Source organism: Aeromonas schubertii (genome assembly GCF_000820105.1).
In the GTDB taxonomy this organism is placed as follows: domain Bacteria; phylum Pseudomonadota; class Gammaproteobacteria; order Enterobacterales; family Aeromonadaceae; genus Aeromonas; species Aeromonas schubertii.
Map to the genome: position 1 here is coordinate 36492 of NZ_CDDB01000074.1, position 25274 is coordinate 61765.

At 63.5% G+C, this 25274-nt stretch carries 25 protein-coding genes and 4 tRNA genes; 14 read left to right on the forward strand and 15 right to left on the reverse strand.

Features of this window, described 5'->3' with window-relative positions; all coding sequences use genetic code 11:
• Positions 1–11 precede the first annotated feature (11 nt).
• Positions 12–266, forward strand: coding sequence for a hypothetical protein (locus tag BN1133_RS15085; protein WP_050667317.1), 255 nt, complete (start codon positions 12–14; stop codon positions 264–266).
• Here BN1133_RS15085 and BN1133_RS15090 read toward each other — a convergent pair.
• Complete coding sequence (locus tag BN1133_RS15090) at positions 253–846, reverse strand: HAD family hydrolase (protein WP_050667318.1); 594 nt, start codon at positions 844–846, stop codon at positions 253–255. The genes BN1133_RS15085 and BN1133_RS15090 overlap by 14 nt on opposite strands.
• Positions 847–1022: 176 nt before the next feature.
• Between BN1133_RS15090 and BN1133_RS15095 the strand changes: the two genes are divergently transcribed.
• The 4 genes from BN1133_RS15095 (at position 1023) to BN1133_RS15110 (ending at position 6924) form a co-directional block, all read left to right on the forward strand.
• Positions 1023–2786, forward strand: a complete 1764-nt coding sequence (locus BN1133_RS15095; protein ID WP_050667319.1) for an assimilatory sulfite reductase (NADPH) flavoprotein subunit — start codon at positions 1023–1025, stop codon at positions 2784–2786.
• A complete protein-coding gene (cysI, locus tag BN1133_RS15100) occupies positions 2786–4498 on the forward strand; it encodes an assimilatory sulfite reductase (NADPH) hemoprotein subunit (RefSeq protein ID WP_050667320.1) in 1713 nt (570 codons plus the stop codon). The genes BN1133_RS15095 and cysI overlap by 1 nt, the downstream gene beginning before the upstream one ends.
• Positions 4499–4508: 10 nt before the next feature.
• The gene (locus BN1133_RS15105; protein WP_197273680.1) at positions 4509–5267 is read left to right on the forward strand and encodes a phosphoadenylyl-sulfate reductase; all 759 of its coding nucleotides are present in this window, start codon (positions 4509–4511) and stop codon (positions 5265–5267) included.
• 163 nt (positions 5268–5430) lie between these two features.
• Entirely contained in the window at positions 5431–6924 is a 1494-nt protein-coding gene (locus BN1133_RS15110) for a sensor domain-containing diguanylate cyclase (RefSeq protein ID WP_050667322.1), read from the forward strand.
• Positions 6925–6946: 22 nt separating this feature from the next.
• Here the strand turns inward: BN1133_RS15110 and BN1133_RS15115 are convergent, their stop codons facing one another.
• The 3 genes from BN1133_RS15115 to BN1133_RS15125 all read right to left on the reverse strand — a co-directional run bounded on the left by BN1133_RS15115 (position 6947) and on the right by BN1133_RS15125 (position 9547).
• Positions 6947–7930 carry an LLM class flavin-dependent oxidoreductase gene (locus tag BN1133_RS15115; RefSeq protein WP_050667323.1) on the reverse strand — a complete coding sequence of 328 codons (984 nt, stop codon included), beginning with the start codon at positions 7928–7930 and terminating at the stop codon, positions 6947–6949.
• Between the two features lie 261 nt (positions 7931–8191).
• Positions 8192–8530, reverse strand: coding sequence for a DUF1622 domain-containing protein (locus BN1133_RS15120; protein WP_050667324.1), 339 nt, complete (start codon positions 8528–8530; stop codon positions 8192–8194).
• A 69-nt stretch (positions 8531–8599) separates the two neighbouring features.
• Positions 8600–9547 (reverse strand): alpha/beta hydrolase, encoded by a 948-nt coding sequence (locus BN1133_RS15125; protein WP_050667325.1) that lies wholly within the window; start codon positions 9545–9547, stop codon positions 8600–8602.
• A 207-nt stretch (positions 9548–9754) separates the two neighbouring features.
• On the opposite strand from BN1133_RS15125, the gene BN1133_RS15130 reads away from it, so the two are divergent.
• Genes BN1133_RS15130 through mdtD form a run of 3 tightly spaced genes read left to right on the forward strand, consistent with a single transcriptional unit; the run spans position 9755 to position 13658 of the window.
• On the forward strand, positions 9755–11158 hold the full coding sequence (locus BN1133_RS15130; protein ID WP_050667326.1) for a D-arabinono-1,4-lactone oxidase: 1404 nt from the start codon (positions 9755–9757) through the stop codon (positions 11156–11158).
• Complete coding sequence (locus BN1133_RS15135; RefSeq protein WP_050667395.1) at positions 11155–12282, forward strand: CobW family GTP-binding protein; 1128 nt, start codon at positions 11155–11157, stop codon at positions 12280–12282. Before BN1133_RS15130 ends, BN1133_RS15135 begins: the two co-directional genes overlap by 4 nt.
• A gap of 14 nt (positions 12283–12296) precedes the next feature.
• The gene (gene mdtD / locus BN1133_RS15140) at positions 12297–13658 is read left to right on the forward strand and encodes a multidrug transporter subunit MdtD (RefSeq protein WP_050667327.1); all 1362 of its coding nucleotides are present in this window, start codon (positions 12297–12299) and stop codon (positions 13656–13658) included.
• On the opposite strand, the gene BN1133_RS15145 is transcribed toward mdtD, so the two are convergent.
• The 3 genes from BN1133_RS15145 to folB all read right to left on the reverse strand — a co-directional run bounded on the left by BN1133_RS15145 (position 13643) and on the right by folB (position 16450).
• Positions 13643–15478, reverse strand: a complete 1836-nt coding sequence (locus BN1133_RS15145) for a methyl-accepting chemotaxis protein (protein WP_050667328.1) — start codon at positions 15476–15478, stop codon at positions 13643–13645. The two genes, mdtD and BN1133_RS15145, sit on opposite strands and share 16 nt — an antisense overlap.
• Before the next feature lie 73 nt (positions 15479–15551).
• Positions 15552–16079, reverse strand: coding sequence for a 2-amino-4-hydroxy-6-hydroxymethyldihydropteridine diphosphokinase (gene folK / locus BN1133_RS15150; protein WP_050667329.1), 528 nt, complete (start codon positions 16077–16079; stop codon positions 15552–15554).
• Positions 16079–16450 (reverse strand): dihydroneopterin aldolase, encoded by a 372-nt coding sequence (gene folB / locus BN1133_RS15155; protein WP_050667330.1) that lies wholly within the window; start codon positions 16448–16450, stop codon positions 16079–16081. The genes folK and folB overlap by 1 nt, the downstream gene beginning before the upstream one ends.
• Before the next feature lie 151 nt (positions 16451–16601).
• Here folB and plsY point away from each other — a divergent pair, with 151 nt between their 5' ends.
• The 6 genes from plsY (at position 16602) to BN1133_RS15185 (ending at position 18957) form a co-directional block, all read left to right on the forward strand.
• Positions 16602–17216 (forward strand): glycerol-3-phosphate 1-O-acyltransferase PlsY, encoded by a 615-nt coding sequence (plsY, locus tag BN1133_RS15160; protein ID WP_050667331.1) that lies wholly within the window; start codon positions 16602–16604, stop codon positions 17214–17216.
• A gap of 93 nt (positions 17217–17309) precedes the next feature.
• Positions 17310–17385, forward strand: a tRNA-Phe gene (locus tag BN1133_RS15165).
• Positions 17386–17436: 51 nt separating this feature from the next.
• Positions 17437–17512, forward strand: a tRNA-Thr gene (locus tag BN1133_RS15170).
• Between the two features lie 3 nt (positions 17513–17515).
• Positions 17516–17591, forward strand: a tRNA-Phe gene (locus tag BN1133_RS15175).
• A 30-nt stretch (positions 17592–17621) separates the two neighbouring features.
• Positions 17622–17697: transfer RNA gene (locus BN1133_RS15180), tRNA-Asn, on the forward strand.
• Positions 17698–17781: 84 nt separating this feature from the next.
• On the forward strand, positions 17782–18957 hold the full coding sequence (locus tag BN1133_RS15185; protein WP_050667332.1) for a CD0519/CD1768 family membrane protein: 1176 nt from the start codon (positions 17782–17784) through the stop codon (positions 18955–18957).
• A 125-nt stretch (positions 18958–19082) separates the two neighbouring features.
• Here BN1133_RS15185 and frdD read toward each other — a convergent pair whose 3' ends face one another.
• The 8 genes from frdD to pnuC all read right to left on the reverse strand — a co-directional run bounded on the left by frdD (position 19083) and on the right by pnuC (position 25260).
• A complete protein-coding gene (gene frdD / locus BN1133_RS15190) occupies positions 19083–19439 on the reverse strand; it encodes a fumarate reductase subunit FrdD (protein WP_050667333.1) in 357 nt (118 codons plus the stop codon).
• Between the two features lie 11 nt (positions 19440–19450).
• The gene (locus BN1133_RS15195; RefSeq protein WP_050667334.1) at positions 19451–19849 is read right to left on the reverse strand and encodes a fumarate reductase subunit C; all 399 of its coding nucleotides are present in this window, start codon (positions 19847–19849) and stop codon (positions 19451–19453) included.
• Between the two features lie 4 nt (positions 19850–19853).
• Positions 19854–20588 (reverse strand): succinate dehydrogenase/fumarate reductase iron-sulfur subunit, encoded by a 735-nt coding sequence (locus BN1133_RS15200; RefSeq protein WP_050667335.1) that lies wholly within the window; start codon positions 20586–20588, stop codon positions 19854–19856.
• Entirely contained in the window at positions 20581–22362 is a 1782-nt protein-coding gene (gene frdA, locus BN1133_RS15205) for a fumarate reductase (quinol) flavoprotein subunit (protein ID WP_050667336.1), read from the reverse strand. Before frdA ends, BN1133_RS15200 begins: the two co-directional genes overlap by 8 nt.
• Before the next feature lie 402 nt (positions 22363–22764).
• The gene (yqfB, locus tag BN1133_RS15210; RefSeq protein ID WP_224160352.1) at positions 22765–23076 is read right to left on the reverse strand and encodes a N(4)-acetylcytidine aminohydrolase; all 312 of its coding nucleotides are present in this window, start codon (positions 23074–23076) and stop codon (positions 22765–22767) included.
• Positions 23077–23083: 7 nt separating this feature from the next.
• Complete coding sequence (locus BN1133_RS15215; protein WP_050667338.1) at positions 23084–23755, reverse strand: Crp/Fnr family transcriptional regulator; 672 nt, start codon at positions 23753–23755, stop codon at positions 23084–23086.
• A gap of 63 nt (positions 23756–23818) precedes the next feature.
• Positions 23819–24544: a nucleoside phosphorylase gene (locus BN1133_RS15220; protein WP_050667339.1), complete on the reverse strand. Its 726-nt coding sequence runs from the start codon at positions 24542–24544 to the stop codon at positions 23819–23821.
• Complete coding sequence (gene pnuC / locus BN1133_RS15225; RefSeq protein ID WP_050667340.1) at positions 24541–25260, reverse strand: nicotinamide riboside transporter PnuC; 720 nt, start codon at positions 25258–25260, stop codon at positions 24541–24543. Before pnuC ends, BN1133_RS15220 begins: the two co-directional genes overlap by 4 nt.
• Between the last annotated feature and the right edge of the window lie 14 nt (positions 25261–25274).

Here is a 25274-nt window from a genome sequence, read left to right on the forward strand (position 1 = left end):
GAGAACAGCTTATGCCGGCATACCTCTTTCTGCGCGAGGGCGAAACCCTCACTTGGCTGGAGATGGAAAGCGACGGTTATGGAGAGTCGCTCGTCCAACTGCTCGCTCAGGGGTTTGTCCCTCTGGGAGAGCCCCTGCTGGCCGAAGCGCCCGAGCAGGGCATCGCCCGGTTGCGGGAACGGGGTCACCTGCACGGTGAGCTCAAGGCATTTGGGAGCTACAGCATTCCCACCGAGGCCCTGGAGCCTCTGCTCACGCTGCGTTGATCGCCTCGAGGATAGCGCCGTCGGCGACCAGCAGGGTATCCATGCCGGCGGCACGCCCCGCCTGCACCCCAATCTCGGTATCTTCAAACACCAGGCAGCGGGTCGGCTCGACCCCCAGTTGCCCGGCGACCTTGAGAAAGGTGTCGGGATGGGGTTTGTGGTTCTCCACGTCATCGGCGCTCACTATGGTCTCGATATAGGCATCCAGGCCGGTCTGGCGCAGGATCTGCTCTACATGGCGGCGCGGTGAGCCGGTGCCTATGCCCATGGGTCGCTTGCCAAATTGGCTCCTGACCAGCTCCCACATGGGGGGATAGACCTGCACCTTGTCGATGTTGGCCAGATAGAGGGCGACCTTGCGCCGGGTGAAGGCCTCCACATCGATATGAAGTCCATGCTCGTTTGCCAGCAGGGCCACTATTTTGCGGGTCGGTATGCCTCCCATGCCGTGGATGCGGGCGCGATCGAAGGGCAGGCCAAACTCGGCGGCGGTCTGTGCCCAGGCGTCCAGATGCAGGGGCATGGAGTTCACCAGGGTGCCATCGAGATCGAAAATCAGGGCGTCGTATTGCTCAAACATGGGCCTACCTCGAAGAGTTGAAGGATGGCCAGACTAGCAGAGATCGCCCTCCGATGCCGAGGCGCGCGGCCACGAGAGATGTGGCTATTGGGAATAAAGAATACTTTTTTATTCTTTGTTGTTATTCACTCCCCCCGTTAGGCTCGATGCAAACCTCCTCATGGAAGATTCGAGCTATGTCATTGAAGGGCCTCTCTCCCCTGTCGGATGAGCAACAGCAGCAGCTCTCCCAGGTTCTATCCGGTCTCAACGTCCAGCAGCTGGCCTGGGTCAGCGGTTATCTCTACGGTCTCTCCCAGGGCGGCGTGGCGCCGGCCGCTTCCGTCAGCGTCGCCGCCTCCGGCTCCCTGACCATCCTCTACGGCTCCCAGACCGGCAATGCCAAGGGGGCCGCCGACGGCGTACGCAAGCTGGCCGAAGGGAAGGGGATCCCTGTGACCCTGGTCTCCATGGCCGATTACAAACCCAAACAGCTCAAGAAAGAGAGCCACCTGCTGGTGGTGGTGAGCACCTACGGTGAGGGCGAGCCGCCCGAGAGCGCGGTGGATCTGCATGAGCAGCTTAAGAAAGGCAAGCTTGGCAAGCTCGATGGCCTCAAGTTTGCCGTGCTGGGGCTGGGGGATAGCTCCTACGAGTTCTTCTGCCAAACCGGCAAGGATTTCGAGACCTTCCTCACCCAGGCCGGTGCCGAGCGCGTGGTCGAGAGCGCCCTGCTCGATGTGGATTACCAGGTGGCCGCCGCCAGCTGGGGTGAGCAGGCGATCACTGCCCTCGCCGCGACCCTGAGCACAGGCACCAGCGTCAGCTCGGCCGTCGCCCAGGCGGTCGGGCAGAGCCCCTACAGCAAGGAGCACCCCTTCCCGGCGCGGCTCTCGGTCAACCAGAAGATCACCGGTCGCGACTCCACCAAGGACATCCGCCATATCGAGATCAGCCTGGATGCATCCGGTATCCGCTACCAGCCGGGGGATGCCCTCGGGATCTGGTTCGACAACGCCCCCGAACTGGTTGGTGAAGTCTTGTCCCTGGCCGCTCTGACCGGCGATGAGGAGACCGCCCACGGTGACCTGCGCAGTGCACTGACCCGTCATTTCGAACTGACCCGGCTGCACGGCGGCTTTATCACCGGCCTTGCCGAGATCTCGGACAACGCGGCCCTGCGCGATCTGGCCGGCGACAAGAGCCAGCTTAACGCTCTGGTCTCCTCTGCCCAGGTGGTGGATGTGCTCAAGCGCTTCCCGACCGCGCTCTCTGCCGAACAGCTGATCGGCCTGCTGCGCCCGCTCACCCCGCGTCTCTACTCCATCGCCTCCGCCCAGAGCGAGGTGGAGGAAGAGGTGCACCTGACCGTCGGGGTAGTGCGCTACCCGCAGGAAGACGGCGTGGTGCGCAGCGGCGCCGCCTCCTCCTACCTGGCGGACCGGTTGGAAGAGGGGGCCGAGGTGCGGGTGTTTGTTGAGCACAACGACAACTTCCGCCTGCCGACGAATCCGGATACCCCCGTCATCATGGTGGGCCCTGGCACCGGCATCGCCCCGTTCCGTGCCTTTATGCAGGAGCGGGAAGCGCAAGAGGCAGAGGGCAAGAACTGGCTCTTCTTCGGCAACCCGCATTTTACCCAGGACTTCCTCTATCAGGTGGAGTGGCAGCGCTATGTGAAATCCGGCCTGCTGTCGAAGATCTCCCTGGCCTTCAGCCGGGATCAGGGCGAGAAGATTTATGTGCAGGATCGCCTGCGCCAGGAAGGGCGTGAGCTCTATGCCTGGCTGGAGCAGGGGGCCCACCTCTACGTGTGCGGCGATGCCAATCGCATGGCGAAAGACGTGCAAGAGGCCCTGCTGGAGGTGATTGCCGAACACGGTCGCAAGAGCCGTGAGGAAGCAGAAGAGTATTTGAGCGAACTGCGTCGTGCCAAACGTTATCAAAGGGATGTCTACTGATGAGCAAGCAAATCGTTCCCGGTCCGGTGGAAGGACCGCTCTCCGACAACGAGCGCCTCAAGCGCGAGAGCCACTTTCTGCGCGGCACCATAGAGCAGGATCTGCAGGACCCGCTTACCGGTGGCTTCAACGGCGACAACTTCCAGCTGATCCGCTTTCACGGCATGTATCAGCAAGACGACCGTGACATCCGCCCCGAGCGCGCCGCCCAAAAACTCGAGCCGCTGCACAACGTCATGCTGCGCGCCCGCCTGCCCGGCGGCATCATCACCGCGGCCCAGTGGCTGGTGATCGACCAGTTCGCCGAAGAGCACAGCCTGTACGGCAGCATCCGCCTGACCACCCGCCAGACCTTCCAGTTCCACGGGGTGCTCAAGCGCGACATCAAACTGATGCACCAGACCCTCAATAGCACCGGCATCGACTCCATCGCCACCGCCGGCGACGTGAACCGCAACGTGCTCTGCACCAGTAACCCGGTGGAGTCCGAGCTGCACCGGGAGGCCTACGAGTGGGCCAAGAAAATTTCCGAGCACCTGCTGCCCAAGACCCGTGCCTACGTGGAGATCTGGCTGGATGGCGAGAAGCTGGGGGAGGACGAGGAGCCAGTCCTGGGGTCGACCTACTTGCCGCGCAAGTTCAAGACGACCGTGGTGATCCCGCCCCACAACGACGTGGACATCCACGCCAACGATCTCAACTTCGTGGCGATTGCCGAAGGTGGCAAGCTGGTGGGCTTCAACGTGCTGGTGGGCGGGGGGCTGGCCATGACCCACGGCGACACCAGCACCTACCCGCGCAAGGCGAGCGATTTTGGCTTCGTGCCGCTCTCCCATGTGCTGGAGGTGGCGGCCGCCGTGGTCAGCACCCAGCGTGACTGGGGCAACCGGGTCAACCGCAAGAACGCCAAGACCAAGTACACGCTTGAACGGGTGGGGGTCGAGGCCTTCAAGGCCGAGGTGGAGAGCCGTGCCGGCATCGCGTTTGGCGAGGTGCGCCCCTATGCATTCACCAGTCGCGGCGATCGCTTCGGCTGGGTCGAGGGGATCGACGGCAAGCACCACCTGACCCTGTTCATCGAGAACGGCCGCCTGCTCGACTTTCCGGGCAAGCCGCTCAAGACCGGTATGCGCGAGATCGCCAAGGTACACCGGGGGGATTTTCGCCTCACCGCCAACCAGAATCTCATCATCGCGGGCGTGCCCGCCGGCGAGAAGGTGCGCATCGAGGCGCTGGCGCGCCAGTACGGCCTGCTCGATGACGGCGTGAGCGAGCAGCGCAAGCAGTCCATGGCGTGCGTGGCCCTGCCCACCTGCCCGCTGGCGATGGCCGAGGCCGAACGCATGCTGCCGGCCTTTGTCACCGACATCGAAGGGCTGCTGGCCAAACACGGTCTCGCCGATGACGCCATCATCTTCCGGGTCACCGGCTGCCCCAACGGCTGCGGCCGCGCCATGCTGGCAGAGGTGGGGCTGGTGGGCAAGGCGCCGGGGCGCTACAACCTGCACCTGGGGGGAAATCTCGAGGGGACGCGCATCCCGCGCCTGTACCGGGAGAACATCACAGAGGCGCAGATCCTGGCCGAGCTGGACGCCCTGATAGGCCGCTGGGCCACCGAGCGTGAGCCGGGCGAGTGCTTCGGTGATTTCGTCATTCGCGCCGGGATCACTGCCCCCGTCGTCAACTCGGCCGTGGACTTCTATGCCGCCTGAGGAGAGCACAATGACACTCGATCTCGACCACCTGCTCACCCTGACCCGGGATCAGCAGATTGATGCCCTGGCGCCCCACAACCGGGAGCTGGAGCAGATGAGCGCCCCCGAGCGGGTGCGCTGGGCCCTGGCTCACCTGCCGGGTACCCATATCTTATCGTCGAGCTTCGGCATCCAGGCGGCCCTGATGCTGCATCTGGTGAGCCGGGAGCGACCCGACATCCCTGTGGTGCTCACCGATACCGGTTATCTCTTCCCCGAGACCTACCGCTTCATCGACGAGCTGACCGAGCGCCTCGGGCTCAACCTGAAGGTCTACCAGGCGGCGCTCACCCCCGCCTGGCAGGAGGCGCGCTTTGGCAAGCTGTGGGAGCAGGGGGTGGAGGGGATCACCCGTTACAACCAGCTCAACAAGGTCGAGCCGATGGAGCGTGCCCAGCAGGAGCTCGGCGCCCGCACCTGGTTCTCGGGCCTGCGCCGGGAGCAGTCCGGCAGCCGCCAGGGGTTGCCGGTGCTGGCTATCCAGCGTGGCCGCTTCAAGTTCCTGCCGGTCATCGACTGGAGCAACAAGGACGTGCACTACTACCTCAAGGAGTTTGACCTGCCCTACCACCCCCTGTGGGAACAAGGTTATCTCTCGGTGGGCGACGTGCACACCACCGCCAGGTGGGAGCCGGGCATGAGCGAGGAGCAGACCCGCTTCTTCGGCCTCAAACGCGAGTGCGGGCTGCACGAAGAGGGCAAGGAGCAGGACGGCTCGGGGATCTGAGTCTTCACATCGATGAAGAAGGGGCCTGTCGGCCCCTTCTTTGTTGGGCTTCATGTGTGGCTGGTTGAGGTTGGCCCTGGATCGCATCCGAAATGATATTAATCAATAAGCGGATGGTGTTGACCCATTAGGATCTGAATTGGATCCTTTCAAGGAAGACTCCATGCACGATGTCGTCAAACGGCCTATCGACTACCTGCTGACCAAGCTCGCTTTGTTGCTGGGAGGCGTCATAGTGGTGATGAGCCTGGTGATGGCGGCGCTCAACTATCAGGATCTGGTGAACCTGCGGCTGGAGGGATACCGCCAGATGCTCCACACCCTGGAGACCAGCTACCTCAGGGAGCGGGTGATGCAGAGTCGGGCGCAGCTTGAGGTGCTCGACGCCGCCCTGGACAGGGAGGCGATAGCAAGGGGAGAGTCGGCTTACTCCCCCGTCTGGTCCATCGCCCACCGAATCAAGATGGCCGAGTCCCACTACATCTACTTCTATCACGTCCGCAGCGAGCGTATCGACAGCTACCCCTCCTTCTCACCCTCACCGGATTCGAGCTTCACCCCCCATCTTCGCCCCTGGTTCGCCTTGATGGAGAGCGACCAGCCCCAATGGGTCGGTCCCTATCGGGAATATGGATCCGGCATCCGGGTATTGACTCTGGGGAAGAAGATCCACGCTGAGGATGGCTCCCTGCTTGGACTCATGATGGTGGATCTCAACCTTCACTTCCTGCAGGAAGCGCTGGAGAGAGTGCTGGGTCCCCTGGATGCGACACTCTTTCTGCGTCATCCACACAGTGGTGAGATGCTTGCCGAGGTAAATCCGCAGTTGTTGCGACAGGTGCCCGCCACAGAGGAAGAGGAGCAGGCGGCCCTGAAGGGGCTGCGGCAGGGGGCACTACTGCTGCACGATGTTCCCTATGTAGGTTGGGAGCTTGGCCTCTATGTGCCCGCGGTTCGCTTCTGGCGAGCCCTGACCCATGAGCTCTCCCTGCTGATGTTACCGCTGGGCGCCATGATGCTGGTGGTTTGGATGGGAATACGCTCCCTGCTGCGCATCTTCCACCGGGAGCTGGATCTGCTGCAGGGGCGTCTCAACACGCTGGTACGGGGAGAGCAGGAGGAGGAGGGGGCATCCCAGGCTCCCTGGTTTGTCGAGGCGAATCTGAAGGAGTTGGCGGTCATCGAGGATCACTACCGATCCCAGCAACGGGCCCTGCTAAGCGATCCTCTGACCGGGATCGGTAACCGTCGCTCCTTCGACGAAGCGATGGAGAGTGTGGGGACACAGGAGACTTATGCCCTGGTGTTGATCGATGTGGACAGGTTCAAGCTGATCAATGACCACTGTGGGCACAGTGTCGGGGACGGGGTGCTCTGCCGGGTGGCCGAGTGTCTGGTCAGCGTGTTTGGGCCTGCGGGCTGCTATCGCATCGGCGGGGATGAGTTTGCCGTGCTCACTCCCTGGGGAGAGCAGGAGCTGGGAGAGGCGCTCGACAGGCTCGGGCGAAGGATCCATCGTCAGCGCTGGCGAGAGGGGATCCGGGTCACCCTCAGCATGGGGGTGGCGTCGGGAGGGGCGCCGGACTGGTTTGAGCGGGCCGATGCGGCGCTTTATCGCAGCAAGGAGGCGGGGCGAGATCGCTGGTGTCGGGAGTGAGGGGCCGAAGGCCCCTCGTGTGTTACAGGGCCTTCATCACCTCGGCGCCGATGGCGAAGGAGCGCTTGCGGGCGTCGTGATCCGTGATGGGGCCGTTGAACATCAGTTCATCGGCACCAGTCTCGGCCAGCAGGGCGCGCACGCCGTGGTAGATCTCGTCCGGATCGCCGACCAGGGAGCGGGCCAGGGTGCGCTCCATGGCGAGCAGCTCGTGGGGAGGCCAGCCATCGAGATCCGCCACCGGGTGGGGCAACTCACCCGCATCCCCCCGGTGCAGCCGCAAAAACTGCTGCTGCACAGTGGTGAAGAGGCGCCGGGCCGTGGCCGAATCGTCGGCGGCGACCAGGTTTACGCACACCAGGGCATGGGGTTTCGGCCAACGCGCCGAGGGCCGGTACTGGCTGCGGTAGAGTTCGAGGGCCTGCAGCAGCATGGCCGGCGCGAAGTGGGAGGCAAAGCCAAACGGCAGCCCCATGGCGGCGGCGAGCTGGGCACCGTAGAGGCTGGAGCCGAGCAACCAGACCGGCACCTCGAGGCCGCGTCCGGGTACGGCGCGCACCGGACCGCGGCTCTGGCCGAAGTAGTCCATCAGCTCGGCCACCTCGGCCGGGAAGTCGTCGATGCTCTGATCCTTGTTGCGACGCAGGGCCCGCATGGTGGTCTGGTCGGTGCCGGGGGCGCGGCCGAGGCCGAGATCGATGCGATCTCCGAACAGGGAGGCCAGGGTGCCAAACTGCTCGGCCACCACCAGGGGGGCGTGGTTGGGCAGCATGATGCCGCCGGCCCCGAGGCGAATGCGCGAGGTGCCGTTGCCGAGGTGGCACAGCAGCACCGAGGTAGCGGCGCTGGCGATCCCCGGCATGTTGTGGTGCTCGGCCACCCAGTAGCGGGTGTAACCGAGCGCTTCGGCGTGGCGGGCGAGATCCAGCGAATGGCGGAATGATTCGGCCGGGCTCGAGCCTTCCGGTACGGGCACCAGGTCGAGCAGGGAGTAGGGAATGCGCATGTCATGCTCCATTGACGGATTCTATTGGCAACAAAGCGACCACTCTAGCACAGGTCTCCCGTCGTCAAACTGTTAACTCTGCGAGGTGACCTATCGGTCGAAGGCCTCATAGGGGGACCCAAGGCGCCTAGCGGGGAGGCGCTCTTCAGCCCCCCTGGCCCTGTTATCCCGGGGCAACACCCGTCGCGCTCTTTCGATCGCCACCGAGCGTCGTTGCGGGGCCCCCCATCGAGTGCGATGGGCGGTTGCACCGCAAGTGCGTCATGGGCAGCGCTTGTCCGGGGGCTGCTGTTGCTCGCGCTGCTCCTCGAGCTCCTTGCCGAGGAAGTAGTTGAGGAAGGTGCGGATCACCGCGATCACCGCCAGACGGATCAGCTCCTCCTGGCTCGGGGCTATGGTGGTGGCCAGGATGTCGGCGGCGAGCTGGAACTCCAGCGCCAGAATGAGCCAGCTGCCAAAGCAGAGACGGATGCGCGGGAAGCCGGGTTCATGGTCCCGCTGGCGCAGGGCCAGCAGCAGGGTCTTGCCAAGGCCGACGACCACACAGGCCACCGAGATGAGTTCGAGGGCGAATTGGACCAGCTCCACGCCGTGCAGCATCGCCGATTTCCACTGTGCAAGTTCAAACCAGAGTGTCACCGGGTTGCCTCCTTCTTCGTTACTGAGCCTTCATATAACTTCCCCTTGCTGGCGGTCAATTGACAGGCCGCGCAGCCAGCCGGCGAGCTGGTCGATGAGTTGGCGCGCCGCCGGGCTGATGGCGGCCAGCTGGAAGTAGCCATGGGTGACCCCGAGCTGGCGCTGGCAGGCGGCCTCGACCCCATGCTCTATCAGAGCATGGTAGAGTGCCTCCCCTTCGTCCCGCAGGGGATCGAACTCGGCGGTGAGGATCAGGGTCGGCGGCAGGGCTGGCAGTGCCGGATGCAGCAGGGGGCAGGCCTCGGGATGATCGTATGCCACTGGGCCGAGGTAGGCGGTAAAGCCGCTTTGCAACATGTCGGCGGTGATGAGGTAGTCCTCACCGAGGGTGCGGTAGCTGTCGCTGCGCCCGGCCGGGTCGAGCATGGGGTAGAGCAGGCACAGGGCTGAGGGCTGCGTGGCCCCCGCACTGGCGAGACGCAGGGCGGTGACCAGAGCCAGGTGGCCGCCGGCGCTGTCGCCGGCCAGGGCCAGACGCTCGAGGCTGCCGCCCCAGGTGGCCAGTGATCCCATGATGGCGCGGGTCGCGGCCAGGGCATCGTCGTGGGCGGCGGGGTACGGATGCTCTGGGGCGAGGCGGGTGTGCACGGCAAATACCAGGGCGCCGGCGCGGCGACAGAGCATGCGCAGCTGGCGGTCGTGGGTGTCGAAGTCGCCGCTCACGAAACAGCCGCCGTGAAAGTAGATGAGTGCCGGCCGATCGAGCCCGGCCCCATCCGGTTGGTAGAGGCGCACCCGGCACTCACCCTCCTGCCACTCCTGGATGGTGCCCACGTCCTCGACCTCACCGCCGAGGGGGGCACTGGCCCGGTAACCGTCGCGGCGGGCCTGCCAGCTCTGCTCGCTGGCCTTGGGGCGACCGGCGGCGACAAACTCATCGACCATCTTGGCCAGGGCGGGTTCGAGAATAGGATTCATCACATCTCCTGTATAAAAAAACAGTTATTTTGCACCATGGATGCCAAATGGCAATGAATTTAGGGGAAGGGCCGCACAATGTGGGCTCAATGAGCCCCACGGCAGGATCGATGAGGACAATCGTCGGAAGTGCGGCGGTTTGGTATGCCTTGCCCCCGTGTTTCCGGTAGAATCATCGCCGCTTTTTCAAACCGGTGAGGAGAGGGGATGACGGTTCAGTTCCAGGCGTTTCACACAGTCGGTGCACTCGACGAGGAGCAGGTGCTGCTCAACTGGTCCGGCACCAATCCACTGGCCCGGACCTGGCAGATTTACCGCCCCCGCAGCGAGACCGAGTTGCAGCAGCGCCTGCGCGATGAGCCGACTCGTGCCATCCGCCTGATCGGCTCCAGCCTATCCTATGAGCCTATCCACAGCGTCTTTCACGACCCCCATGCCCTGCTGGTGGATCTCTGCCACCTGCAGGGAAGGGTGGTGATGGATGAGGAGAGTGTCACCTATCGGGCCGGCACGCCGGTCGATACCCTCTACGCCGATCTCATCGCCATGGAGCGCATGTTGCCCGCCTCTCCCGGGGTGATCGGCATTCAGACCCTGGGCGGGGCGCTCAGCACAGGCACGCACGGCCAGGGGCTCGGGCAATCGTCCCTGTGCGAGGCGGTGCTTGCCCTGCGGGTGCTGCTGGCGAGCGGAGAGATAGTCCGCATTGAGCGGGATGACCCCCGCTTCGGTGCCTTCGTGATGGGGCTCGGTTGCCTCGGCATCCTGCTCGAGGTGCGCCTTCGCACCGTACCCAACCGCATCATGCGCTGCACCAAGTTCACCACCGATTACGACTGGTTGTTTGAACACAACGAGCGGGTCAATCGGGAGCACGGCTTCGTCAAGAGTTGGTGGTTTGCCTGGACCGGGGAGAGCCATCTCTGGCTGGTCGATCCGGCCTCGGAGGAGGAGGAGGCCCGCTACCGGGCCGGAGGTTGCGAGGTGCTGCCTCTCGGGGATACACCCGACTCGCGCATGAATGCCACCATAGAGCAGACCCTCGGCAAGATGGCCCGGGACACCAAGGATCTGCAGCAGGCCGGCGAGCACTTCGAGACGGTGCGCCGCTTCAAGGATGCCACCGACCTGGTGGGCAACGTCTATCAGATCCTCTGCAAGGGGATCCCGGCCCCCCAGATCAACTGCGAGATTGCCGTCCCTCTGTCCCGTATGCAGGAGGCCATGACCCTGCTCAGCCAGTGGCAGCAGGCCAACCCGGGGGTGCTCCATTACCCCTTCATCCTGCGCTGTTGCGGCGCCTCGGATGCCTGGCTCAGTCCCGCCTACGGGCGTGAGGTGTGCTGGATTGGTTTCCTGGTTTATCTGGCGGCAGACGGCACCTTCGTCGGTGGATCCCTGGATCAGATGCACGAGCTGCAGCGTCTGCTCGCTCCCCTGGGTGGCTTGCCCCATTTCGGCAAGCATCTGGTCCCCTCCCTCTATGATTTCCCGACCCGCCTGCCGCGCTGGCACGACTTCCAGGCCCTGCGCCGGGAGCTGGACCCGAGTGGCCGTCTGCTCAACCCCTGGCTGCGTAACCTGTTTGAACCGGAGACCTCTTCATGCTGACCGACGTCAACGATCCGCGGATCCCCGTCACCCTGCTCACCGGCTTCCTCGGCAGCGGCAAGACCACCTTGCTCAACCACTGGGTGAAGCAGCCCGAGCTCGGCGAGTGCGCCGTGCTTATCAACGAATTTGGCTCGGTCGGGCTCGACCACCATCTGGTGCAGCAGATTGACGAGCAGGTCGTACTGCTCGACTCCGGCTGTATCTGCTGCTCGGTGCAGGGCTCCCTGGTGGAGGCCTTGCAGGGGCTCTTCATGAAGGCGGTGCAAAAACAGATCAAGCCGTTCAAGCGCCTCATCATAGAGACGACCGGGTTGGCCGATCCGGCGCCGGTGCTCTTTACCCTGCGCGAAGAGGGTTTTATCGCCCAGCGCTATCGCTTCGACGGCACCGTCACCGTGGTCGATGCGGGCCATATCGGCCAGCAGTTGGCGAGCCAGTATGAGGCGGTCAAGCAGGTGGCCCTGGCCGATCTGCTGGTGGTGAGCAAGGGGGATCTGGCCGACGAGGCAACCCTGGACGAGGTCGAGGCGCGTCTGGGCGCCCTCAACCCGGCCGCTCCCATCGAGCGGGTCAGTCACGGCGAGCTCTCCCCGGCTGTGCTGGAGAGGCTGGGGGCCTACAACGCCGAGGCCGGGCGCGATGTGCGTCAGCTGCTGGCCTGGCTGCGGACCGAGGCGCCGCGTCAGGGGCTGGCCTCTCCCATGCGCCCCCGGATGGCCCCGCTGGTCGCCCAGGTGGGGGCCAGTGCCCCCTCCCACTTCGAACACACGGATGTGGAGAGCTTCTCCCTGCGTATCGGTGAGCCCCTCAAGGCGAGTCGCTTGCTGGCCGCCATCGATGCGGTTCAGGCCCGGTTTGGGGATGCTCTGTTAAGGCTGAAGGGGATCTTGCAACTGGAAGGGGAGAGCCAACCTGTGGTGATCCACGGGGTACACGGCCAGCTCTACCCCCTGCAGACGCTGGGTGATTGGCCGGAGGGCAAGGCCCAGTCCCGGCTGGTGTTTATCGTGCGCAGCGCCGATCGGGCCGAGATCCAGGCCCTGTTCGAGCAGACCCTGAGTGCTCCCGAGCCGAGCCTGGAGGAGCGGCTGCGCGCCATGCTGGGTGGTGATATCGCATAAAGAGGAGGGCGTCCATGTCCGTCAGTGCGTTTGAACGCAAGGTATTGCCAGGATTGGCGGCCTTCGGTTTTTTCATGCAGGCACTGGACGCCACCATTCTCAACACGGCCCTGCCCACCATGGCCAGGGCGCTTGGCGAGAGCCCTCTGCAGATGCAGACTGTGGTGATCGCCTATGTGCTGACGGTCGCCCTCTTGATCCCGGCCTCCGGCTGGCTGGCCGACCGCTTCGGTACCCGTACCGTTTATCTCTGGGCCATCGCCCTCTTCACCCTGGGGTCGCTCGCCTGCGCCCTCTCTCCCACCTTGCCCGCCCTGGTGGCGGCGCGTGTGTTACAGGGGATCGGTGGCGCCCTGCTGGTGCCGGTGGGGCGCCTGGCGGTGCTGCGGGTCTTTCAGGGCAGTGAGCTGCTGCGGGCCATGTCGTTTGTCACCATTCCCGGCCTGGTGGGGCCCCTGATCGGACCGGCCCTCGGTGGCTGGCTGGTGGAGGTGGCGAGTTGGCACTGGGTGTTTTTCATTAATCTGCCGGTGGGGGTTCTGGGGCTGCTGGTGTGCTGGCGCTTCATGCCGGATCTGCGTCAGGAGACCCGTCGCTTCGACTGGCAGGGGTTTATCCTCTTCAGCCTGGGACTGGTGCTCGCCTCTCTCGGCCTGCAGGGGATGGGGGAGCGCAGCTTCTCCCTCGGGATCTCGCTGCTGATGCTGCTCGCTGGCCTGGCGGCCATGGCCGGTTACTGGCTCTATGCGGCCCGGGCCGAGCGCCCCCTGTTCGCCCTCTCCCTCTTTGCCACACCCACCTTCGCCATCGGCATCCTGGGCAACCTGTTTGCGCGTCTCGGCAGCGGCGCCATGCCGTTTCTCACCCCGCTGTTTCTGCAGCTGGGGCTGGGCTTCTCGCCGAGCAAGGCGGGGTTGACCATGATCCCGACCGTGCTCGGGGCCATGCTCACCAAGACGCTGGTCAATCGCCTCATTCCCCGGCTCGGCTATCGCCGCATCCTCATTGGCAATACCCTGCTGCTCGGGGTGATGATGGGGGCCTTCTCCCTCATCGACAACCGGTGGCCATACTGGGCCATGGTGGGATGGATGGGGATCTTTGGCGCCCTCAACTCCCTGCAGTTTTCGGCTATGAACACCCTGACGCTCAAGGATCTCGGGCCCGAGCAGGCGAGCGGTGGCAACAGCCTGCTGTCGGTGGTGATGCAGCTGGCCATGAGCATGGGTATCGCGGTGGCCGCCAGCCTGCTCAACCTCTTCCACGGTGGGCAGACCGAGTGGCTGCCCACCTTCCATGTCACCTATCTCTGTGTCGGAGCCATGTCGATGTTGGCAGCCCTCATCTTCTACCAGCTGGATCACACCCGGAACTGATCGATGGCGCGGGCAAGCTTGCCGGCCTGCTCTTCGACCTGCAGGGTCGCCGCCAGGGACTCCTCGGCCTGTCCGCGCACCTGGTTGGCGATGTCGCGGATCATCACCGCATTGCGGTTGATCTCGCTGGCCACCGAGCTCTGCTCCTCGACCGCGGTGGCGATCTGGGTGTTCATGTCGAGTACCGCCTCCATCCGCTCGGTGATCAGGCCCAGCTGCTCGCCGGCCAGGTTGGCGGCGGTCACGCTCTGCTCACCATTCTCACGGCACTCGCCTATCTGGGCCACCATGCTGGCGGTACGTGATTGCAGGCTGCCTATGATGGTGGCGATCTCTGTGGTGCTCTGCTGGGTACGCATGGCGAGGCTGCGAACCTCGTCGGCGACCACCGCAAAGCCCCGTCCCTGATCCCCGGCACGGGCGGCTTCGATGGCGGCGTTGAGGGCCAGCAGATTGGTCTGCTCGGCGATGGCGCGGATCACGTCCAGCACGCTGCTGATGGTTTGGCTCTCGCTGGCGAGGGCCTCTCCCTCCTGGCTGGTGCCGGCGAGCCGCTCCGAGAGTTGGCGTATGGTCTGGCGGGTCTGCTGGACGCTGTCACGCCCCTGCTCGGCGGCGCAGTGAGTGTCACGGGCGCTGGCGGCGGCGGTCTCTGTGTTGTCGGCAATGTTGGCGATGGTGGATTCCATCTCGGTGGCGGCACTGGCGACCAGATCGCTCTCTTCGAGCTGCTTGAGCAGGGCATGCTGGGCCTGCTCGGCTTGCTGGCTCAGCAGACGGGTCTGGGATTCCAGGTGACCCACTGTGCCCTTCACCTGTTCGATGAGGGCATGGAAGTGATCGAGCATGGTATCGAAGTCGCGTCCCATGGCGGCCAGCTCATCCCGGCCGGTGAGACGGGCACGCAGGGTCAGATCGCTGCTCTGGGTCACCCGGCGCATCACGCCGGCCAGCTGATCTATGCCTCCCATGATGCTGCGGCCTATGCCCAGATTGAGCAACAGCGCCGTGAGAATGCCGGCGGCGCAGAGCAGGATCATCATCCAGAGTTGGCGATCGTGCTGGGTTTCGGCATAGCGGGTGAGCGCCTCGAGCAGGGTGGCGCTGTAGCCCGCCATCTGGCGCTCTTTATCCGTCAGGCTGGCACGCAGCCCCTCCTTGCCGGTCAGCCCCAACTGCTGCTCGGCCGCCACCAGGTCCCCAAAGTGCTGGCGGTAGCGCTGGAGCAGGGCGGCCTGCTCGGGAGAGGCGGCCAGGGCCTCGGCCAGCGGGGCGGCATTCTCCTCCAGCTTGGCCAGATAGCGCATATCCCGGCGCAGCATGAAGTCTTTCTCATCCCGGCGCAGTTGCAGCAGCATCACCTGTAACCGGGGCTCGTCGCGCTCCTTGAGGGCGGCCTCCAGGCTATGGGTTGCGGCTCTGAGCTGGCCATAGAGGCCGCTCTCGGGGGTGAGCCCAATCTTCTCCTGCTGCTGCTGGAGCTTCTGGAACTCTCCCCGATATGCGTCGAGCCCCTGACCCAGGGTGGTCAGATGGTCTGCCAGCTCGGCTGGCAATGTCTCACCCAGCTGCTTCATGGTCTCGTGGGCCAGCTGGAGGCCGCGATTAAATTCCTGTACCAGAGCCGGATCTTTGCGCAGCAGGTAGAGCTTCTCATCGAGGGCCAGTTGGGTGCGCTGGGTATCCAGTTGCTGGGTCAGTCGCTGGGCGGTGGCGAGACGCTCACTGCGTTCGGAGAAGTAGGACAATCCACCCACCAGCAGAAGCTGGATCAGGGTGATGAGGAGGGCGGACCAAAGTAATTTCTGTTTGACGCTCATGACTGACTCACAGCAAGGGGGGTGTCTATCCCTATCGACCCGCTCAGAAATTACTTTAATAAAATCTTTATTATCAATATGTTAGTGATTCTTTTCTCACTTTTGGCGAGGGCGGGTTCCAGTCGAAGTCGACCGGCTGCAGACGCTGACTCTGTTTGTCATAGGCAGCCCAAAGATCGCCATAGCGAGCCTGGGTGAGCGGGTGACGACGCTCGGGGGCGAGCTCGGCAAGCGGCCAGAGCACGAAGGCATTGGTCACTATCTCGGCACGGGGCAGGCTGACCGGCTGGTCACAGATCAGATCGTCATAGAGCAGCAGGTCGAGGTCCAGGGTGCGCGGCGCAAACTTCTTGGCATCGGCAGGGCGACCGTGGGCAAACTCCAGCTCGCGCAGCTCCCGGGTGACCGAGGAGAGGGAGTGATCCGTATCGGCACCCACCACCAAGTTATAGAAGGGGCTGCCGGCAAAGCCGACCGCCTCGCTCTCGAAGACCCGGGAGACCTGCAGCGAGCCATAGAGTCGGTGCAGGGCATCGAGCCCGGCGCGGATGTGCTGCTCCCGCTCTATGTTGGAGCCGAGGCTGATATAGATGCGCGCCATTACTGCTCACTCGGTCCGGGCTGCTGATGGCGCAGGATCTCGACCCCGACACCGGCCGCGTTGGGGACGGCGCCGGGCTTGGTCAGGGTGACACGGACCCACTGCACCCGGTTATCGGTCAACACCAGGGTGGCGACCTGCTCGGCCATGGTTTCCACCAGTTCGACCACTGTGGTGCTCATGTGTCGGGTGATGCGCTCGCTCAGGTTGGCGTAGTCCAGCGCCTGGTGAATGTCGTCGCCGGCAGCGGCCGGCCGGTTGTTGAATCCCATCTCGAGATCCACGATCAGCTTGCGGCGGATCCCCTTCTCCCACTGGTAGACGCCAATGGTAGACAAAACCTCCAGACCGCGAATAAACACCTTGTCCATAGCACTACTTCTTCTTTACTCTTGAGCTGTTGTTGCAAGCATCAGGATGCTGGCAGCGGCAGACCTTCTGCCGCAAGGCACACAGGGATGAACCGTGCGCCACAGGGAGCCCGCATTCTACTCCATTCACCGCAAGGTAAGAACGACCAAGATGACGGCCCTGACGTTTTTGATGATTGTTCTGGCGTATCTGGGAGGCTCTCTCTCCAGCGCCGTGCTGATCTCCCGCTCCTGTGGCCTGCCCGATCCCCGCGACTATGGCTCGCACAATCCCGGCGCCACCAATGTGTTGCGTCTCGGCGGGCGCGGCGCCGCCGCCGCCGTGCTGGTGCTCGACATCCTCAAGGGGCTGATCCCCGTCTATCTGGCCTGGTTCCTCGATATCAAGCCCGTCTTTCTCGGCTTTATCGGCGTCGCCGCCTGCCTCGGCCACATGTACCCGGTGTTCTTTCGCTTTCGCGGCGGCAAGGGGGTGGCGACGGCGCTTGGGACCATGCTGCCCATCGGCTTCACCATGGGGGGACTGGTGATCGGCACCTGGTTGCTGGTGCTGCTCGTCAGCGGCTACTCATCGCTGGCCTCGATTGTCACCGTGCTGCTCACCCCTGTGTTCACCTATTTGCTCAAGCCCGAGTACACCCTGCCCGTCTCTCTGCTCTCCTGCCTTATCCTGATCCGCCACCACGAGAACGTGGTGCGACTGATGCGGGGCGAGGAGCCCAGGGTGTGGCGACGCGGCTCGCCCCGCAAGGACACAACTGAGTAAAATCGGCTCCAGTGGATAAAAAAGAGACGAACGAGACGAAAACTGAAATTTCCCGTTGACCCGCCGAACCAAAATCCGTTTAATAGCGGCCACGCCCAGATAGCTCAGTCGGTAGAGCAGGGGATTGAAAATCCCCGTGTCGGCGGTTCGATTCCGTCTCTGGGCACCAATTTTGGTGCCATGAAATAAAAATTTGTTCATGCACAATGGTTTAACGTGTGCCGGCTTAGCTCAGTAGGTAGAGCAACTGACTTGTAATCAGTAGGTCACCAGTTCGATTCCGGTAGCCGGCACCATTTGCCCAGATAGCTCAGTCGGTAGAGCAGGGGATTGAAAATCCCCGTGTCGGCGGTTCGATTCCGTCTCTGGGCACCACCTTCACAGCCTTGGCTGTAAAAAGTTTGTTCCTCCGTAGTTCAGTCGGTAGAACGGCGGACTGTTAATCCGTATGTCACTGGTTCGAGTCCAGTCGGAGGAGCCACATAAGAAGCCCCTGTCGCAAGACAGGGGCTTTTTTCATTCCACCATTCGACGAAAACAAGAACCGTTCAGAGACAGGACCGACATGGATAATCAAGCCGTCACCGAATCCAGGGAGATTCGCCACTCTTCACTGCGCCGCTGGCTCGAGCCGGTACTGGTGCTGACCATACTGGGCAGCCTGTTTGGTTATCTGGGCAGCCAGATGGGCCTCTCCGCCATGGTCAACACCCTGTTTAACACGGCGCACCAACTGCTGCTCAATACGGTGCTCTTTATCATGGGGATCACAGTGCTCTCCGGTGCCTTGAGCCAGCTCTTGAGCGAGTTCGGCGTGATCCGTCTGCTCGAGGTGCTGCTGGCCCCCCTGATGAAGCCGGTGTTCCGCTTGCCCGGTCGCACCGCGCTGGCGGCCCTGATGACCTTCTTCTCCGACAACCCGGCGGTCATCAGCCTCGCCAGGGACAGCCGTTTTCGCAAGGGCTTCACCCCCTGGCAGCTGGTGTCGCTGACTAACTTCGGTACCGCCTTCGGCATGGGGCTTATCGTGGTCACCTTCATGGCCACCCTGCAACTGGGGGGCGGTGGCTCCACCGTCAAGGCGGCCATGATCGGCCTGCTCGGCGCCCTGATTGGCTCGGTCGTGTCGACCCGGCTGATGCAGAAGATGATCCGCCCCCTGGTGGGGGAGACGCCGGTGGACGATGGGGCCCTCTCCCAGGGCCCCAAGCCGGGTCTCTCCCATGAGCAGGCGCCGACCTGGCTGCGGGTGCTCAACTCCCTGCTCGACGGGGGCAAGTCCGGGGTCGAGCTGGGAATGGCAGTGATCCCCGGGGTGCTCATCATCAGCACCTTCGTCATGCTGCTCACCTTCGGCCCGGGTGACAAGGGCTACACCGGCGAGGCCTTCCAGGGGGTCGCCCTGCTGCCGGTGCTGGCGGCCAAGATTGGTTGGCTGTTCGAGCTGCTGTTCGGCTTCACCCAGCCCGAGCTGGTTGCCTTCCCGGTGACCTCCCTCGGCGCCGTGGGGGCAGCCATGTCCCTGGTGCCGCCCTTTATCGCCAAGGGTTGGATCGGTGGCAACGAGATCGCCGTCTTCACCGCCATGGGGATGTGCTGGAGCGGCTTTTTGAGCACCCACACCGCCATGCTCGACGCCCTCGGCTATCGCCACCTCACCTCCCGGGCCATCGTCGCCCACACGGTTGGCGGGCTCTGCGCCGGCGTCGCGGCGCACCAGCTGTTTGTGCTGCTGGGGTGAGCCGGGTAGCAAGAGAGAAGAAATAAGAAGAGGCGCCGCGGCGCCTCTTTGATATCTCGTTGCCCCGGTCGGGAGCGGGTAATAAAAAACCGGGCATGGCGCCCGGTTTTGCTCTCTGACTCTCGTTACTGGAGGACCAGCACCATCAGCAGACCCACAGTGATGGCCGACACCAGGAAGGCGAAGCCATAGAACACATAGTGGTGCAGCTTGGTGGTGTGGATCCCCAGATCGTGCAGACCGTGGTAGACCCGGTGCATACCGTGCCAGATGGGCAGGGCGATGAGCACCAGTATGATGGCGGCGCCCCACCAGGAGCTGGCGAACTCGAGCACGCGATCATAGCTCATGGTCTCCACGTCCATGATGCCGAGCGGTACCAGGATGCCGGTGATGAGGACTACGATGGGCAGCAGCATGGCGACCACCATGCCACCCGCACCAAACAGACCCCAGTAGATAGGTTCATCGGAACGTCTCATGGTTTCACTCCTCATGCCACGATGATCAGAACAATCAGGGATACCACCGCCAGGGCCACGTACTGGGCCAGCACGATGGGCTTCTCGGGGATCAGTTGATCACCCTTGAAGATACGCATGGCCTTGGGGGCCAGCGCAAACCAGGTCTTGGCATGGAACAGGCAGGCGGCCAGGGCAACCACGTGGAACAGGATGGCCAGCGGGCTCTGCAGGGACTCGAGCCAGCCGTTGAAGGCATCGGCACCCTGTACCAGGCGCATCAGGCCCCACATCAGCACCACGGCGTAGATGGAGACGAACAGGCTGGTCCCTTCGCGCACCATGTAACCGGTGTAGAAGGCGTTCTTCAGCCACCAGTCCTTCTTCATCTCGCGCACATACGGTTTGCGTTTGCTGTTTGCGTTATTCATGGTCTCACTCCGGCTTGAACATGGCGATCATGTAGTCCTTGGCGCTCTCGACCTTGCCGAGCTGGATGGCTGCGGCGGGGTCGACCCCCTTCGGGCATACGTCGGAGCAGTAACCCACGAAGGTGCAGCTCCACACGCCGGCGTCGGCGTTGACGATCTTCATGCGCTCGGCGGCCGCGCCGTCACGGCTGTCGGCGTTGTAGCGGTAGAGCAGGGCCAGGGCGGCGGGACCGGTGAACGCCTTGTTCAGACCATACTGGGGGCAGGCTGCATAGCAGAGACCACAGTTGATGCACATGGAGAACTGGCGATATTTCTCGAGCTGGGCCGGGGTCTGGATGTATTCACCCTCGCACAGGCTGCGCTCTTCCTTCGGCACGATATAGGGCTTGATGCTCTCGAGCTTCTCGATGAAGTCGGACATGTCCACCACCAGATCGCGCTCGATCGGGAAGTTGTTGAGGGGCTCGATACGCATCTTGCCCGGGGTGTAGTCGCGCAGGAAGGTCTTGCAGCCCAGCTTGGGCACGCCGTTGACCATCATGCCGCAGGAGCCGCAGATCGCCATCCGGCAGGACCAGCGGAAGCTCAAGGTGGAGTCCAGGTGATCCTTGATGTAGTTCAGGGCCTCCAGCAGGGACATCTCCTTGGCGAAGGGCACCTGGAAGGTCTGGAACCAGGGCTCGTTATCCTGCTCGGGACGGTAGCGCAGGATCTCAATTTCCATCATCTCAGCCATTCTTCTTGGCCTCCTGTTGTTCTGCCTCGGCACCGTAGACACGCTTGGCCGGCTGGGACTTGGTGATCTTCACGTCGGAGTACTCCAGGTTCGGGGCCCCTTCGGGGTTGTAGAACGCCAGGGTGTGCTTGAGGAAGTTCACGTCGTCACGGGCCTCGTAACCGTCCAGGCGCTGGTGGGAGCCGCGGGACTCTTTACGGTTGATGGCGGAGTGGGCCATGGCCTCGGCCACGTCGAGCAGGTAGCCCAGCTCGATGGCATACAGAAGGTCGGTGTTGAAGACGGACGACTTGTCGTTGATCTTCACCTTCTTGTAGCGGGCCTTGAGCTCGGTGATCTTGTCGATGGTCTCTTGCATCAGCTCGCCGGTACGGTAGATACCGACGCCGGCTTCCATGGTCCGACCCAGATCGTTGCGGATGTCGGCCGGGTTCTCGGTACCCTCGTTGTCCATCAGGGCCATATGCTGGTCGATCAGGGCCTTGGCCTTGGCGGCCAGGGCGTCGGTGTCGCCGTGCTTGCTCTCGAGGGCATGCTTGGCCGCGGCCTCACCGGCTACCTTGCCAAACACCACCAGCTCGGCCAGGGAGTTGGAGCCCAGACGGTTGGCACCGTGCAGGCCGACCGAGGCACACTCGCCGATGGCATAGAGACCTTCCAGACGGGTGGCGCACTGGCCGTTGGTCTCGATACCGCCCATGGTGTAGTGCACGGTCGGACGTACCGGGATCGGCTCCTTGACCGGATCCACACCCACGTAGGCCTTGGCCAGCTCGCAGATGAAGGGGAGACGCTCTTTGAGGTACTTCTCGCCCAGGTGGCGCAGGTCCAGGTGCACGTAGTCGCCCATGGGGGACTCGAACACGCGACCCTTCTGCTGCTCCTGCCAGAAGGCCTGGGAGAGGCGGTCGCGGGGGCCCAGCTCCATGTATTTGTTCTTCGGCTGGCCGACCGGGGTCTCCGGGCCGAGGCCGTACTCTTGCAGATAGCGGTAGCCATCCTTGTTGAGCATGATGCCGCCTTCACCACGGCACCCTTCGGTCATCAGGATGCCGCTGCCCGGCAGACCGGTCGGGTGATACTGAACGAACTCCATGTCACGCAGGGGCACGCCGTGACGGTAGGCCAGCGCCATGCCGTCACCGGTCACGATGCCGCCGTTGGTGTTGAAGCGATAGACACGGCCGGCACCGCCGGTGGCGAAGATCACCGACTTGGCCTGGATGAAGCGGGTGATGCCGTTTTGGATATCAAACACCACCACGCCCTGGACGCGACCCTCTTCGACGATGAGATCGAGGCAGAAGTGCTCGTCGAAGCGCTGGATGCTGGGGTACTTGATGGAGGTCTGGAACAGGGTGTGCAGCATGTGGAAGCCGGTCTTGTCGGCGGCAAACCAGGTGCGGGGGATCTTCATCCCGCCGAAGGCGCGCACGTTGACCTTGCCGTCCGGTTTACGGCTCCAGGGGCAGCCCCAGTGCTCCAGTTGAACCATTTCGCGGGTGGCGTTTTCGACGAAGTATTCCACCACGTCCTGTTCGCACAGCCAGTCGCCGCCGGAGACGGTGTCGTTGAAGTGGTTGTCGAGGGTATCGTCATCGCGGACGACACCGGCAGAGCCCCCCTCTGCGGCCACGGTGTGGCTGCGCATCGGATAGACCTTGGAGATGAGGGCGATCTTCATCTCCGGATGGGCTTCTGCTACGGCGATAGCGGCACGCAGGCCACCACCACCGGCACCGATGATGGCAACATCGGTCTTGATAATATCCACATCTGCCTCCTTTGGGATAGATTTGCTGGGCACGATTTTGCTCTATGAAAAAAATTCAGGCTTGATGCAAGTCAAACAGGTCTGTTTTAGCGTTCTGGCATAGTGAATTTCTCCACGTGCCCCGTCTTCCGCGGGTAAAGACTCTGTAGTCTCTCGCCATCCAAGGATTTGATACAGACTTCGCCTGGTCAGCTGGGTGTTCCAGGACAAGGCATTATAGGCCAGAGAGGCTGACTAAAATGCGAAATGCCTCTCTTTTTAGGTACTCATCCCTATAATTTTTAAGGTTTTTATTAAGTTAGTTGAGTGACCTTGTTGCGATATTACTCAATTTGATGCGAAACACACTCAAATTCATTCACATAGATGAATGGTTATGCGTATTTTTTCTCCATGGTCGCATCAGATCAAGCGGAAGCGAATGACGTAGAGGGGAGGGAGATGGGGGTAGATGGTGCGGATCACCGCTCTGAGCTCCTCCAGCGTCATGTTCTCCTGGCGGGCATGCTCCCCGGTGAGTGCGTCGAAGGGGACGGGGGTGACCGAGAGGACCTCAATGGTGCCGAAAGGGATCTGCTCCGGGTTGGTGAAGAGAGAGAGCCGCTGGCCCGGTTGCCAGTTGGCCTCGCTCTCGTCGCGGATGGTGATGGTCTTGCGGCCGGCACGAATGTCGTCGACGAAGCGGCTGTAGAAGGTAAAGGCGGGATGGCTCACGGGATCCTCACAGTTTGAGATAGGCGCGCAGTGCCGCATGGTCGCGAATGATCAGCTCCCCCTCCCGTTTCTCCACCAGCCCCAGGGCGATGAGCTCACCAACGGCGCGCCGGTAGACGCGCTCCGTGGTGCCGAAACGGGCCGCCTCCAGGGCACTCTGGCGGGATCCCAGCATGGGGGTGCGCCGCTTGGCATGCCACAGTTCGAGGGCGATGTTGTAGGCGATGGGGTGGAGCAGCCGCTGGGTGGTGATCTCCAGGCTGTCGAGGTAGTCGCCGGCCAGGGCGCAGGTGAAAAAGAGCAGCAGCTCCGGTGCCTGTTCGAGTTGGATGCAGAGCCTGCCGACATCGATCACCTCGGCATCGAGCTCGCTCCTGGCCTCGACGCTCCACTGGATCGGCGTGCCACCAAACAGCTCCATCTCACCGAGGATCTGGTCGTGGCACTCCACCTCACCGAGCTGAAACAGACGCCCCGAGGCGACGCCGGAGTAGAAGGCGATGCGCCCGGTGGGGACGCGCAACAGCTCGTGCAGGGGTTCTCCCTGGGTCAGCATGCGCTCCCCGGGCAGGAAGCGGCGGGTGTGCAGGCGGCAGGTCGCCAACATGGCATCGAAACGGGGCTGCAGGCGAGAGAGGGCCTCACCGAAGCGGGGATGGGGATAGGGGGTACGCTGCATGGCCTCCTCCTGACGGGGAGAAGAGCGTAGCAGCGCAGCCCCTCATAACCAAGGAGATTGCGCTCAGTTCGTGAGCGCGCTCAGGGCGGCGTGAATGGCGAGGCGCTCCCCCTCCATCATGCGCGTCTCGGCGGCGGCGTAGTCGGCCACCCCCTCCTGTACCTCCTGCTGCCAGGCCACCACGTTGCAGAGCACGGCGGCAACGCGCACCCCGCGATAGCGCCCCACCGCCAGCAGGGCGCCGCTCTCCATGTCGGCGGCCAGGATGCCACGCCGGTGCCACAGCTCACACACCGCCTGCTCGTCGTCCCGATAGAAGGCGTCGTGGGAGCGCACCAGACCGTGGTGGTGCGGGTGGTCGCTGGCGCGGATTGCCGTCAGCAGCCCCTGCTGCAGGCCCGGATCGGCGCAGGCCGGGTATTCGGCGGGCAGGTAGGCCAGCGAGGCCCCGTCGTGGCGCACCGCCCCCTCGACCACCACCAGATCCCCGAGGGTGACGACGGGCTGCAGGCTGCCGGCGGAGCCGACTCGTACCAGCTGGCGGGCGCCGGACTGGGCCAGCTCCTCCAGGGCTATGATGGCCGAGGGGGCACCGATGCCGGTGCTGCAGACCGTGATATCCCGGCCCCGGTAGCGGCCGTTTGCCAGGCGAAACTCCCGGCTCTGGCCGAGGATCTCGACCTCATCGAGCTGGGCCGCGATGCGATCGACCCGGGCCGGATCGCCGCACACCACGACCCGCTCGGCGATCTGTTCGGGGCGGCACTGAAGATGGGGCAGCAGGCTCATGCCAGTGCCTCCTCACGGCGCTCGCGGCGAGCGGCCAGCATCCAGAGGCGGGTACCGTTGGCGGCGATGAAGAGCAGGATCAGGTACTCCAGGGACATGGCATAGACCCCCTGGGCGGCGTAGACGCCGACGCTGATGATGTTGATGACCACCCAGAGGATCCAGTTCTCCACGTACTTGCGGGTCATCAGGATCTGGGCGACCACCGAGAGCACCGTCATGGTGGCATCCCAGAAGGGGAAGGCATCCGGTTGGGGCTCGGGCAGGGTCAGGCCGGCACCCAGTGCGTTGAGCAGGGAGACACTGGCGCGGGCCAGGGCGGCAAACACAGGATCGATGTAGAGGGTGAGCAGGGCGATGGCGACCGCCGAGATACCCGCGGTGGCGAGCAGCTTGTGGCGCGGCAGCCAGCGGATCTCGAGGGGTTCGCCCTGATCGTTGGCCGGCCGGCTCCAGGCATACCAGCCATAGAGGTTGGCGCAGAAGAAGAAGAGCTGGAGCAGCAGCAGGCCGTAGAGCTGGATCTGGAAGAAGATGATGGCGAACAGGGTGACGTTGATGAGACCGAACAGATAGTTGATGGTCTTCTCCTGACTGGCCAGCCAGATGCACGCCAGGCCGAACAGGGTTCCGATCGCCTCGATCCAGGACATGGCATAGCCCCCTTCACCGAGGGGGATGGTGACCAGCGTGTTGCCGATATCGAACCAGGACATGGGGCACTCCTTGT